This window comes from Epilithonimonas lactis, assembly GCF_900110605.1.
GTDB lineage: Bacteria > Bacteroidota > Bacteroidia > Flavobacteriales > Weeksellaceae > Epilithonimonas > Epilithonimonas lactis.
Window position 1 is genome coordinate 191,429 of record NZ_FOFI01000003.1, and the last position, 13,894, is coordinate 205,322.

The 13,894-nt window shown below is 39.9% G+C and carries 10 protein-coding genes; all 10 read right to left on the reverse strand.

Going from position 1 to position 13,894, the window contains the following annotated elements:
* Positions 1-181: 181 nt before the first annotated feature.
* The gene (gene purD / locus BMW39_RS10505) at positions 182-1,420 is read right to left on the reverse strand and encodes a phosphoribosylamine--glycine ligase (protein ID WP_034975185.1); all 1,239 of its coding nucleotides are present in this window, start codon (positions 1,418-1,420) and stop codon (positions 182-184) included.
* 102 nt (positions 1,421-1,522) lie between these two features.
* Positions 1,523-2,239 carry a pirin family protein gene (locus BMW39_RS10510; protein ID WP_034975187.1) on the reverse strand — a complete coding sequence of 239 codons (717 nt, stop codon included), beginning with the start codon at positions 2,237-2,239 and terminating at the stop codon, positions 1,523-1,525.
* Between the two features lie 128 nt (positions 2,240-2,367).
* Positions 2,368-3,636: a threonine ammonia-lyase IlvA gene (gene ilvA / locus BMW39_RS10515; protein WP_034975189.1), complete on the reverse strand. Its 1,269-nt coding sequence runs from the start codon at positions 3,634-3,636 to the stop codon at positions 2,368-2,370.
* On the reverse strand, positions 3,569-5,107 hold the full coding sequence (locus BMW39_RS10520; RefSeq protein ID WP_051879905.1) for an ATP-binding cassette domain-containing protein: 1,539 nt from the start codon (positions 5,105-5,107) through the stop codon (positions 3,569-3,571). Before BMW39_RS10520 ends, ilvA begins: the two co-directional genes overlap by 68 nt.
* A 256-nt stretch (positions 5,108-5,363) precedes the next feature.
* Complete coding sequence (ilvC, locus tag BMW39_RS10525) at positions 5,364-6,845, reverse strand: ketol-acid reductoisomerase (RefSeq protein ID WP_034975191.1); 1,482 nt, start codon at positions 6,843-6,845, stop codon at positions 5,364-5,366.
* Positions 6,846-6,948: 103 nt separating this feature from the next.
* Complete coding sequence (ilvN, locus tag BMW39_RS10530) at positions 6,949-7,539, reverse strand: acetolactate synthase small subunit (protein WP_034975193.1); 591 nt, start codon at positions 7,537-7,539, stop codon at positions 6,949-6,951.
* Between the two features lie 7 nt (positions 7,540-7,546).
* A complete protein-coding gene (ilvB, locus tag BMW39_RS10535; protein ID WP_034975195.1) occupies positions 7,547-9,289 on the reverse strand; it encodes a biosynthetic-type acetolactate synthase large subunit in 1,743 nt (580 codons plus the stop codon).
* Between the two features lie 214 nt (positions 9,290-9,503).
* Positions 9,504-11,189 (reverse strand): dihydroxy-acid dehydratase, encoded by a 1,686-nt coding sequence (gene ilvD / locus BMW39_RS10540; protein WP_034975197.1) that lies wholly within the window; start codon positions 11,187-11,189, stop codon positions 9,504-9,506.
* Positions 11,182-12,084, reverse strand: coding sequence for a branched-chain-amino-acid transaminase (gene ilvE / locus BMW39_RS10545; RefSeq protein WP_034975199.1), 903 nt, complete (start codon positions 12,082-12,084; stop codon positions 11,182-11,184). Before ilvE ends, ilvD begins: the two co-directional genes overlap by 8 nt.
* 470 nt (positions 12,085-12,554) lie before the next feature.
* Positions 12,555-13,883, reverse strand: a complete 1,329-nt coding sequence (locus tag BMW39_RS10550; protein ID WP_034975201.1) for an SLC45 family MFS transporter — start codon at positions 13,881-13,883, stop codon at positions 12,555-12,557.
* Positions 13,884-13,894: the final 11 nt, after the last annotated feature.

Below are 13,894 nucleotides of genomic sequence, written 5' to 3' on the forward strand. Positions count from 1 at the left end.
TCTATTGATTAACAAAACTTCAATTTTTGTAGAAACCTATAGCCCCGATTGCAACGGCATCCTTTTTTGCATCTTCAGGCTTCGACTTCGCTCAGTCACCAAATGCAAAAAAGATATAGTGGAAAGCGGGATCAAGCTCCTAAAAAAAAGAGACGTTAGTTGCCCAACATCTCTTTATATTTTAAAATTTCGCAATATCGTCTCGGTAAAAGGCGTAGTCGAACTGAACCGGAACGGCGTCTTCGTACACTTTTTTGCGTGCCTCGTCATAGGTGTCGCCCAAAGCAACGATGTTCAACACTCGTCCGCCTGTGGAAACCACTCTGCTTCCTCTGTAATCTGCGCCAGCATAGAGAACTTTGCTGTTCTTTACTTTTTCTACACCTGTGATCTCGTAGCCTGTCTCGTGGTTTTTTGGATAACCGCCAGAGCAAACGACCAAGCACACTGCTTTTTTGTCTTTGAACTTCAGATCCAATTCTTTTCCATTAAGACAATCCTCGATGACATCTACCAAATTGTTTTCCAAAAGTGGCAAAAGCACCTGCGTTTCCGGATCGCCCAATCTCATATTGTACTCCAAAAGGTAAGTTCCGTTTTTGGTGATCATCAATCCGAAAAAGATAAATCCTTTGAAGTTAAGGCCTTCTTTTTTAAGACCTTCCACGGTTGGATTCATAATATTCTGGATGAAATCCTGATTGTGAGCGTCTGTAAATTCCGGGCTTGGTGCCACAGAACCCATTCCGCCAGTGTTTGGCCCTTTGTCGCCGTTTCCAGCTTTCTTATAATCTTTTGCTGAAACGAAAGGGAATATCTCCTCACCGTTTGAAACTCCGATGATTGAAGCTTCAAAACCTTGAAGAAATTCCTCAATCACCACTTGGATCCCTGCATCTCCGAAGATCCTTTTGATCATAAAATCGTGGATCGTACCTTCTGCTTCTTCCAAATCCTCAGCAATCACAACGCCTTTTCCACCAGCAAGTCCACTTGCTTTGATCACGATAGGAAATTCCTGTGTCTGCAAATATTCTTTGGCTTCTACATAAGAGTCAAAAATAACGGCTTTCGCTGTTTTGATGCCGTAGGTCTGCATAAACTTCTTGGAGAAAGACTTGCTTCCTTCCAATGACGCAGCTTTCTTAGTTGGACCAAAAACTTTGAGATCAACTTTTTTGAATTCGTCAACAATCCCTTCTACCAAAGGTGCCTCTGGGCCAACAATCGTTAAATCGACTTTGTTTTTGATGGCAAAATCTCTCAATGCCAATATATCGGTTTCGTTGATATTTTCTCCTAATTTTTCGGTAGTGGCGTTTCCGGGCGCAAAGAACATTTTTGTAATCTTGCTATCTTCACTCAGCTTCAATGCTAAAGCCGAAGCACGGCCACCATTGCCAACAATAAGTAATCTCATTTGTTTCAGTTTAACTTTTTAAAGTGTCAAATTTAAGATTTTTTGAGGACAAATCTTATACCGAGTTCGAGGTATTTTTCTTAAAAAAATATAAAGTTTGGATTACTCTGGCAATTGCATCGGAACTTCCATCAATAAAACTTCTGAATCCTTGATGGCTTCCAAGACAAAACTTTCTGTGTCCCAAATTCCGAATCCGTCTCTCTCATTCAAAACCTGACCTCCAATTTTTGCTGAACCTTTGATGACAAAAGCGTAAACGCCGTTTCCAGATCTGTTGATCTTATATTCTTTGGAAAAACCATTGTCAAACTTTGCCAAATTGAACCAAGCATCTTGATGGATCCAAACGCCTGCGTCATCTGCATTGGGTGATAATATCTGCTGAAAGTCATTCTTAACAGAATTTTCTTCGATGCTCACTTGGTCATATCTCGGTGTGACGTCGGTTTTGTTTGGGATGATCCAGATCTGAAGAAACTTCACAGGTTGTTCCGTTGCATTTTCTTCGCTGTGCATAATTCCCGTTCCTGCAGACATTACCTGGATGTCGCCATTTTTGATGATCCCAGAATTGCCCATATTGTCACCGTGACGCAACTCGCCTTCCAGAGGAATGGAGATGATCTCCATATCGCGGTGCGGATGTCTTCCGAATCCCATTCCGCCTTGAACAAAATCGTCATTCAAAACGCGAAGGACGCCGAAGTTCATTCTTTCCGGATTTTGATAACCTGCAAAACTGAAGGTGTGTTTGCTTTTCAACCAACCGTGGTCTGCGTGTCCTCTGCTGTCTGATTTATGATAAACTGTTTTCATTTTTTTAATGATTTAATTTGTTAGACTTTTTTATTGACACAAATTTCCAGCTTTCAAAATCCTTGCGCATTGATGTACGATAAGAACGGAAAACTCCGACCATTGCCGGAGTTTTCTTTTTTTTAAAATTAAATCAACATATTAAGGACGTCAGGATTATCATTAAGGTACGATTCAAAATAACCGAGTTCTTGCATCCTTTGTTTTAAGCCGTCAAAATCTAAAGGATTGGAAAGCTCGATTCCGACGATAGCCAATGCGGTTTCCCGTGAGTTTTTCTTGGTATATTCGAAGTGCGTGATGTCGTCATTTGAGCCGAGGACATTGAGGACAAAATCTTTCAAAGAACCAGGACGTTGTGGGAATTTGACCATAAAATAATGCTTTAAACCATTGTACAGCAAAGCGCGCTCTTTGATTTCCTCCATTCTCGTAATGTCGTTGTTGCTTCCGCTTACGATGCAAACCACATTTTTCCCTTTGATTTGATTTCTATATTGTTCCAAAGCCGAGATAGAAAGGGCTCCGGCCGGTTCCAGAACAATCGCATCTTTATTATATAGTTGCAAAATCGTTTCACAAATCTTGCCTTCATCCACAGAAATACAATCTTCCAGTGCAGTTTTACAAATCTCAAAAGTCAAATCACCAACCCTTTTCACAGCCGCACCATCGACAAAACTATCAACTTCCGATAATTCTGTATTGATGTTGTTTTCGATGGATAATCTCATTGAAGGTGCACCTTTTGGTTCTACTCCAATCAACTGAGTTTCTTTTGAAAGTTCCTTGAAGACCGTTGATATTCCTGAAGCCAAACCGCCGCCTCCAATTGGAATGAAGATGAAATCGATATTCTCTTTTTGCTGTTCCAAAATTTCCAAAGCCAAAGTCGCCTGACCTTCAATAATCTGAACGTCATCAAATGGATGAATGAAAGCGGCTCCCGAAGTTTCTGCAAATTCAAAAGCTGCAGTTTTTGAAGCATCAAAAGTATCGCCAACCAATCTGATTTCAGCGTAATTGCCGCCAAACATTTCGACCTGTTCAAGCTTCTGTTTCGGTGTGGTGACCGGCATAAAAATCGTTCCTTTGATTTGAAGTTGCTTGCAGGAAAAAGCCACACCTTGCGCGTGATTTCCCGCACTGGCGCAGACAATGCCTTGAGAAACTTTGCCTTCGTTGAACAGCGTTTTGATTTTGTTATAAGCACCTCGCAATTTGTACGACCTCACAGGTTGCAAATCTTCTCTTTTAAGGAAAATATTTGCTCCAAATTTTTCTGACAATCTCGCATTATATTGCAAAGGCGTGTAGTTCACAACATTTTCAATACTTTTCCGGGCTTCTTTTACCGCTTCCAGCGTTGGAAATATGAGCGTTTCGTTCATCTTCATTTATATTTATAGATTCTTTGATTTTGGTTTTAATTTTTGTGGTTCCGTTTTCCAGAACGAGTTTGTGGCTGAGTTTTTTTGGCAATTGTGATTCAAAATGTCCGACGTAAATCAACGATTGTCCCTGACTTGCCAAATCATCAATCACCTGATTGAAATATTTCGTCTGTTCATTATCCATTCCCTGACAAGGCTCATCCAGAATCAGAAGTTTTGGCTTTTTAATCAATGTTCTTGCGAGTAAAGCCAAGCGTTGTTTTCCGAGTGGTAACGTATTTAACTTCTTATTTTTATCGGTCTTCAAATCGAAGAAATAGAGAATCTGTTCCAATTGTTGCTGTTGGTCAAAACTCAATTTCTGATACAAACTCATCGAATCGAAAAAACCAGAAGCAATGGTTTGTCCGACGTTCGCATTCATATCGAAATACCAGTGCAACTCGGGCGAAATCATTCCGATTTTTTGTTTAATATCCCAAATACTTTCTCCACTTCCCCGCTTCTGTCCGAAAAGATGAATTTCATTAGCATAAGCCTGCGGATGGTCGCCATTCAGTAAACTTAATAATGTAGATTTTCCTGAACCATTCTGACCTTGCAACAGCCACTGTTCGCCGGAATTCACTTCCCAATCGATGTTTTTCAGGACTTGTTTTTCGCCGTAGGAAATATTGACATTTTCTAATTTGATTAAGTTTTCTCTCTGACTTTCATTATTGTTTTGAAGAAAAAAAGGAAGTGATTTTGATGTTCTTTCCTTGCCTTTAGAAAAGTCTTTTGGCGAATTTCTGTGAACTAATTTTCCATTTTCTATCTCAACAAAATATTGAACATTTTCGGGATATTCGTCATCATTATTAATAAAAATCAGTGTGACATTTTCTTGAATTAAATCATCAAACGCCTGATTCAAGAACTGTCTTGATTTCACATCCAAACCTGTGTAAGGTTGGTCGATAATCAGAACCTGAGGTTTTAACCAAAGCGCCTTTAACAATTGTAATTTTTTATGCTCACCGCTGGAAAGTTCTATCAGTTGTTGATTTTTGAAATTTTCAAATCCAAAAGATTCTAAGTGTGATTCTAAAATTTTAAAATCCAGATTTTCTTCTTTTGCGAAATGATTGAGTTCCGCAAAAACAGTTAATGTATCATTTTTAGCAGATTGATTATAACGTTGTTGATAGTAAAAATTGCGGTCACCTTCCAGATTGCTGAACTGAAACCAGTTGGAAACGTACAGAATTTTCCTTGCCAACTTTGAAGTTTCATCAAAACTGACCTTAACTTTTCCTTCGAAATTTTTGATTTCGCCGGAAATGATTTTGGCTAAAGTTGTTTTTCCGCTTCCACTCAGACCGCCAAGCATCCAACATTCGCCGGAAGATATTTCCCAGTCAAAATCTTTCAGTACGACTTGGTTGCCGTACTGAAAGTTTAGATTTGAAATTTGGATGATTGGGGTTGACATTATTTTTGGATTAATTTTGAACACAAAGGGCGCAAAGATTTTTTTTTATTTTTATTGAAAATATTTTAAGGTTCACAAAGGCGTAAAACTCATCAAAGATTTTAATAGTCAGTTTGAATTTAGAACAAACTTTATTTTTATGACAAATCCCATAGCCCCGATTGCAACGGCATCCTTTTTCTTTTCCGTTAACTTCGGCTACGCTCAGGCAACGGAAAAGAAAAAGATATAGTGGAAAGCGGGATTAGCTCCTAATTTAAACTGTTTTGATAGACTTCATCGCCGTCATTGCCTGACGTAATTTTTTGCCGACAACCTCAACGGGATGATTTCTCAAAATATCGTTGACGTGAACCAATTGCGCGTTGTCAACCGATGTATTTTTCCCTTCGTTAAAGTCATTTCCGACCAAATCTGTGTCCACTGATTTCATAAAATCCGCCAGCAAAGGTTTGCAAGCCTGGTCGAAAAGGTAACAGCCGTACTCTGCGGTGTCGGAAATCACGCGATTCATCTCGAAGAGTTTTTTTCTGGCAATAGTGTTGGCAATCAAAGGCGTTTCGTGAAGCGATTCGTAATAAGCGGATTCCGGTTTGATGCCGGCTTCAACCATCGTTTCGAACGCCAGTTCCACGCCGGCTCTGATGAAAGCTGACATCAAAAGATAGTTGTCAAAATAGTCCTGTTCATCGATTTTCACATCGCCGGCAGGTGTTTTTTCGAAAGCAGTTTCTCCTGTTTCTGCACGCCATTTCAGGAGGTTTTTGTCGCCGTTTGCCCAGTCTTCCATCATTGTTTTGGAGAACTCGCCGGAGATGATATCGTCCTGATGTTTTTGGAAAAGCGGACGCATAATGTCTTTCAATTCCTCGGACAATTCGAAGGCTTTCAGTTTGGCAGGATTGGAAAGTCGGTCCAACATTCCGCTGACACCGCCGTGTTTCAGGGCTTCTGTGATAACCTCGACGCCGTATTGAACCAATTTGGATGCGTAACCTGCGTCGATTCCTTTCTCCACCATTTTGTCGAACGAAAGGATAGAGCCCGTTTGTAAAAGTCCGCACAAAATGGTTTGTTCGCCCATCAAATCGGACTTCACCTCAGCTACAAAAGATGATTTCAAAACGCCGGCTTTGTGACCGCCAGTTCCTACGCAATAAGCTTTTGCCTCTGCCCAGCCTTTGTCTTGCGGGTCATTTTCGGGATGAACGGCAATCAAGGTTGGAACGCCGAAACCACGCAGATATTCGGCACGAACTTCGGAACCTGGGCATTTTGGAGCGACCATAATTACCGTAATATCTTTACGGATTTGCATTCCTTCTTCCACGATGTTGAATCCGTGGGAATACGATAAAGTCGCACCTTGCTTCATCAAAGGCTGAACGGCATTAATCACGGAAGTATGTTGTTTGTCGGGCGTCAGATTGATGACCAAATCTGCTGTCGGAATCAGTTCTTCGTAAGTGCCGACTTTGAAGTTATTGTCGGTTGCATTTTTCCACGAATCTCTCTTCTGGTCGATGGCTTCCTGACGCAATGTGTAAGAAACATCCAGTCCGCTGTCACGAAGATTCAGACCTTGATTGAGGCCTTGAGCGCCACATCCTACAACTACGATTTTCTTTCCTTTCAAAGCAGAAACGCCATCAGAAAACTCTGAACTGTCCATAAAATCTGCCTGTCCTAACTGATGCAATTGGTCTCTGAGTGATAAGGTATTGAAATAATTTGCCATATTTTTTTTGTAAAATGTAAAAAGTACGATGTACTATGTAGTGAGAATTACTGTACTACTTTTTAGGATTAATATTTTTTTAATTTTAAATTTTTCTTTGAAACTACATTGTGAAGACGTCGTCTCGTTTGTCCAGGAATTCATTTTCTACGATTTCGGCGGAAGGTTCTCTTTTTTCAAATTCGAGGACTTTATCGTGGATTCCTTTGCTGTTTTTGATGATGGCGATTCTTGCGCCTCGTACAAATTCGATGAGTCCATACTTGTTGAGTTCTTCAGTTAATCGGTCGATTTCTTCACGATGTCCTGCAGTTTCGAAGACGATGTAATCCTGACGAATCACAACTGTAGATGCGCCGTATTGACGAAGCAATCTTTCGACGTAAACCTTTTCTGTCACCACACTTGCCGGAACTTTGTAAAGCGCCTGTTCCTGCCAGACAATCTCGTCGTCTGTGTTGAAATAAGCTTTCATAATGTCAATCTGCTTCTCGAGTTGTCGACAAAGTTTTCTTACGACCTCATCATTTTCATTAATGACAATCGTAAACCTGTGAATGCCATCCACCTCGGAAGGCGACGTGTTCAAACTCTCGATATTGATTTTTCTGCGTGAGAAAATTCCTGATATTCTGCCGATTAATCCTACAGAATTTTCGGTGTATAAGGTGATGGTAAATTCTTGTTTTTCCATTTCTTTTTTATTTAAGTCTGATTTCGGAAACCGATGAACCTTGCGTTACCATTGGGAATACATTATTTTCTTTTCCAACCATTACTTCCAGAAGATAAGCGCCGTCGTGGTTGAGCATTGTTTCCAAAGCAGGTTTTAGATTTTCTCTTTCAGAAATCCTTTGTCCATCGATGTAATAAGCTTTTGCCACTGCGACGAAATCTGGACTTGTGATATTCACGAAAGAATAGCGTCTTTCATTGAACAATTGTTGCCACTGCCTTACCATTCCCAGAAACTCGTTGTTGAGAATCATAATTTTGACCTTCGCTCCGAACTGCATAATCGTTCCCAACTCCTGCAAGGTCATTTGGAATCCGCCATCTCCGATAATGGCAACAACTGTTTTTTCCGGTGCGCCATACCAAGCGCCAATTGCAGCTGGCAAACCAAATCCCATCGTTCCCAAACCACCTGATGTTACGCTAGATTTTGATTGATTGAATTTTGCATATCGGCAAGTGACCATCTGATGCTGGCCAACGTCTGTTGCGATGATTGCGTCGCCGTTCGTTAAATCATTCAGAACTTTGATGACCTCTCCCATCGTCAAAACTTCAGATGTTGGATTGAGTTCTTCCTGGATAACTTCTTTGATTTCGTCTTTTTCCAATTCACGGAATTCGTTTAGCCAAGCTGAATGGTCATTTTCTGTGAGAAGCGCCGTCAACATCGGTAAAGTCTTTTTGCAATTTCCCCAAACCGGAACTGTGGTTTTCACATTTTTATCGATTTCGGCTGGGTCAATATCAAGATGAATGATTTTGGCTTGTTTCGCATATTTGTCCAAACGTCCCGTCACTCTATCATCGAAACGCATTCCGACCGCAATCAGAACATCGCATTCGTTGGTCATTACGTTTGGTGCGTAATTGCCGTGCATTCCCAACATTCCGACGTGTAAAGGATGAGTTGTTTCCAAAGCACTTAATCCCATTACAGTCGCTGCGGCTGGAAGATTTGTTTTTTCAATAAATGCTTTGAATTCCTCTTCTGCTTTTCCTAAAATCACGCCTTGTCCGAAAATGACAAATGGTTTTTTGGCTTGGTTAATGAGTTCTGCAGCTTGCTCGATATATTCGTTTCTAATTTCCGGTTCGGGGCGATAACTTCTAATATGATTGCATTTCTTATATCCCAGATATTCGAATAATTGGATTTGAGCATTTTTGGTAATGTCAATCAAAACCGGACCTGGACGACCTGTGCTTGCGATGTGAAATGCTTTGGCAATCGCTTCAGGAATTTCTGTAGCATCCGTGACTTGGTAATTCCATTTTGTGACTGGCGTTGTGATGTTGATAACATCTGTTTCCTGGAAAGCATCCGTTCCCAAAAGTGATGCGAAAACCTGACCTGTGATGCACACAATCGGATTGCTGTCTATCATTGCATCGGCCAAGCCTGTCACCAAATTCGTGGCGCCCGGACCACTCGTTGCAAACACAACGCCCGTTTTCCCAGAAGTTCTCGCAAATCCCTGAGCTGCGTGGATTGCGCCTTGCTCGTGGCGAACCAAAATGTGTTTCAGTTTGTCGGAATAGTCGTACAGAGCATCATAGATTGGCATAATTGCACCACCAGGATAACCGAAAACAGTATGTACATTTTCCTGCAACAACGCTTCTAAAACAGCTTTTGAGCCACTGATTTCTATCGCTTTCTGAGACTCTGATTCTGTGTTTTTTATTTTTGAAATGGTATCATTCATTTTAAAGTCTTTTTATTTTTACCGTAGATTTTCTCTACAATTACTTATCTTGAATCCTTTGAATTCTTTGAGATTAATTATTTTTAGAACGCCATACGATTGCAGCCCGACCTGAGTGGAAATCCTTTTTTTGCGATGGAAAAAGCCAAGGCAAAAAGATTGGGAACGGAGGGCGGAAATAGCTGCCCAAAATAATATTTCATCTATTATAATTTTACAAATCGGTGACGCAACCTTGTGATGCGTCTGCTACAGATTTGGCATATTTGTACAACACGCCACGTTTTACTTTATAGTCTGGTTGTTGGAATTCGGCTTTTCTTTTATTAATTTCTTCGTCTGAGAGAAGTGCGTTGATGGTATTTTTTTCCGCATCCAATTCTATCACATCGCCATCTTTTATCAAGCCAATCAATCCTCCAGAAAAAGCTTCCGGCGTAATGTGACCAACAACAAAACCGTGCGTTCCTCCGGAAAATCTGCCATCTGTAATCAAGGCTACATTTTTGCCTAAACCAGAACCCATCAAGGCAGACGTTGGTTTGAGCATTTCCGGCATTCCTGGTGCGCCTTTAGGACCTTCGTTTTTTATAACGACGACGTTTCCTTCTTTGATTTTTTTATCTTCGATGCCTTTGATGAATTCTTTTTCGCCGTCGAAAACGATGGCTGTTCCTTTGAAATAATCACCTTCTTTACCTGTAATTTTTGCAACAGAGCCTTTCTCAGCAATATTTCCGTACAAAATTCTGATATGGCCTGTCGCTTTGATTGGGTCTTTGATATCGTGAATGATATTTTGTTGTCTATCGATAATCGAAGTGACGTGTTCCAGATTTTCAGCAATTGTTTTTCCTGTTACTGTCAAACAATCTCCGTGAAGCAAGCCTAAATCCAACAGATATTTCATCACTGCCGGAACGCCACCAACATTATGAAGGTCTTCCATCAGGTATTTTCCGCTTGGTTTGAGGTCAGCCAAAAATGGTGTTTCATCACTTATTTTTTGAAAATCGTCTAAAGTCAAATCATAGCCGATGGACTTTGCGATGGCGATAAAATGGAGAACTGCATTGGTACTTCCACCAAGAATCATAATCAACCTCAACGCATTTTCGAACGCTTTTGGCGTCATTATATCGGATGGTTTGATGTCTTTTTCCAAAAGGATTTTTACGTAATGTCCAGCGAACTGGCATTCTTCTTTTTTCTCTTTGCTTAAAGCTGGATAAGATGACGAATAGGGTAAACTCATTCCGAGTGCTTCGATTGCTGAAGCCATTGTGTTGGCTGTGTACATTCCGCCGCACGCACCGGCGCTTGGACAGGAGTTTTTTATCACACCTTTGAAATCTTCGTCAGAAATTTTACCTGCGATTTTGTTTCCCAAAGCTTCGAAAGCGGAAACGATGTTCAAATCCTGACCTTTGTAATGTCCAGGCGCAATACTTCCGCCATAAACCATTATCGAAGGTCTGTCTAATCTCGCCATTGCCATCAAAGAACCCGGCATATTTTTGTCGCAACCCGGAACGGTAATCAATCCGTCATAATATTGACCGGCACAAACTGCCTCGATAGAGTCTGCAATGATGTCGCGACTTACGAGCGAATAACGCATTCCGTCGGTTCCATTGGTCATTCCGTCGCTAATTCCGATGGTGTGGAACATTAAGCCAACTAAGTTTTGCTCTTTGACTCCTTTTTTTACGATTTCCGCCAAACCATTCAGGTGCATATTGCAAGTGTTGCCGTCGTAGCCCATACTTGCGATTCCAATTTGTGCCTTGTCGAAATCCTCTTCTTCAAAACCGATTCCGTAAAACATTGCCTGAGTTGCAGGTTGCGTCGGGTCTTTGGTAAGTGTTTTGGAATATTTATTAAGTTCTACGTTACACATATTGCAGGTTTGATTTCAGGTATGAATAATCTTCTTCTAACACCAAATGACGATAAGCTGTCTGAACTTTCGATGCTAAACTCTCTTCCCAATTCAGTTTGAAAGGAACATCATCAAGAGAACCCAATGCTACAATTTCGGCTGCTGTTCCACAGAAAAAACCGGCGTCTGCACCTTTCATTTCTTCTGGTTTGAAGAATTTTTCCTCGTAAGGAATTCCCAGTTGGTCACAGATTTCAAAAACTGTTGCTCGTGTGATTCCGGGAAGAATGCTTCCTTTCGCAGGTGTGAAAAGTTTGCCGTCTCTTTCGAAGAAGATATTAGCGCCGGAACTTTCTGCCACATTTCCATCGGCATCCAAAACCAGAGCTTCATCGAAACCTTTGTCCTTTGCTTCCTGACAAGCCAAAATCGAGTTTACATAATGACCGCTCACTTTTGCTTCCACTTTGAAAGCTTTCGGATTTGGACGTTCGAATGATGAAGTCATAATTCTCATTTGATTGGCCATATAACCATTGTCCCAATTCCAAACTTCAATGACGAGAAAACTTTTTTGTCCCTTTGACAGAGCCATATTGGGAGAACAAATGACGAGTGGACGAATGTATGCGTTTGATAAATTATTAATTTCCAATAATTTGTAAGTTGCTTCCACCATTTCTTCGGTAGAATAATCGAAAGGCATCATCATCGTTTGGGCAGACCTTCTTAGTCTGTCGTAATGTTCTTCCGCTTTGAAGATTTTGGTTCCATTTGCGGTTTTATAAGATTTAATCCCTTCGAAAACAGCATATCCGTAGTGTAGCGATTGACCGTACAAATCGGTCTTGGCTTCTTTTGCTTTTACATATTCCCCATCAAAAAAGAGAACACTGTCGTCATTGTAATACATTTTGTATCGATTTTATATTTGTTTGTTAGATTTAGGAAAATAAAAAACCATCCTCGCAGTGAGAATGGTCTGTATTATTTCAATTCAATAATTAGTACAAGCCATCACTCACCACCGGAATCCGATAATGACAAGAATGACAAGAATAATGATTGTGCTATTCATCTGTTTGTTTTCAACGGTACAAATGTATAAACTAATTCCAATAAACATTGATTTTTTCACAAAAATTTCTTTTTAAAAGTATTGAAAATATATAAAATATTTGATTTTATACGATATTCGTCAAAACCGAAATCTGAGATAAAGTATTGATTTTCAAGTTTTGAAAGCTAAAAAAAATACGATGCCTAAAATTTTACTTTGAATCCAAAATTTTTGTTTTGAATTTTAATTTTTGATGAAATTTTAATCATTAAAAACGAAAAATCCACCGATTGGTGGATTTTTCGCTTTTACTTATATCAACTCTAATTATTTTCTTGAGGAATCTTATTTTCTCTAATAATAAATACACTAACAGCGCCTAAGAAAAGTAATGCTCCTGCAATGCCTAGCATTGCAATAGAGCTTCCCATCGCAAGATATTTAAACAAAATACCTCCCAATATTGCAGCAACAATCTGAGGAAGACAAATAGTTCCATTAAACAAACCCAAATATGCTCCCATGTTATCGCCTTTCAAAGCATTGGTCAAAAGAGTAAATGGCAAGGCCAACATAGCTGCCCACGCACATCCAATCAATAAATAGGGAATGAAAAGAAGATACTGATTGTGTACAAACATTGTGGAAACAAATCCAATTCCGCCTAAAACCAAACTCACAACATATGCCATTTTGTAAGATTTGAACTGTGGAATTACCATTGCCCAAATCACAGAACCAATTGCCTGAACCGCAAACACAACACCTACCCAGTTACCCGCTTCCTGATAAGCGGAAGATTTGACATCAGTCGTATTCCAAATAGTTTCCGCAATTCCTCCATTTGTGTAGGTCCACATATACATAAACGCCCCCCAACTGAAAAACTGAACCAAACCAACAGACCAAAAAGCAGATGGCGCTTTGGCTAGTAATTGGAAAACATTTGGTGATTTTTTGGTTTCTGATACTTCTTCGATGCCGTGGAATTCCGCATATTCTTTCGGAGGCATTTCCTTCACTTTAAAAATTGTATATAGAACACAAAGAATTAGAATCGCAGCTCCAACGTAAAAGGAATATATCACAGAATCCGGCACTACTCCTGCTTCCGCAATATTAGAAATTCCGATATAGGTAAAAATGATTGGGAACAGATAACCTACCAAACTTCCAGCATTACACAGAAAACTTTGAATAGAATAGGCTTTTCCTTTTTGCTTTTCATTAACCATATCACCAACCATCATTTTGAATGGTTGCATTGCCATATTGATAGATGTATCCAAGAGCATCAAGGATATAAGTCCAAAAACCATCGCCGCAGAAACAGCTAGTTTGAAACTTCCTGCATTAGGCAATAGACACATTACGATGACAGAAATGATAGAGCCAATTAACAAATACGGAACTCGTCTTCCAAGTCTATTCCACGTTCTATCGCTCATTACACCAACAATTGGCTGGACTAACATTCCCATCAATGGTGGTAAAATCCAAAAGTAACTCAAATTGTGTGGATCTGCTCCTAAGGTTGCAAAAATCCTGCTGATATTGGCACTTTGCAAAGAATACGCAATTTGAACTCCAAAAAATCCAAAACTGATATTCCATAGTTGAGAGAATGGTAAATCTCTTTTATTTAAATTCATTATTTTAATTG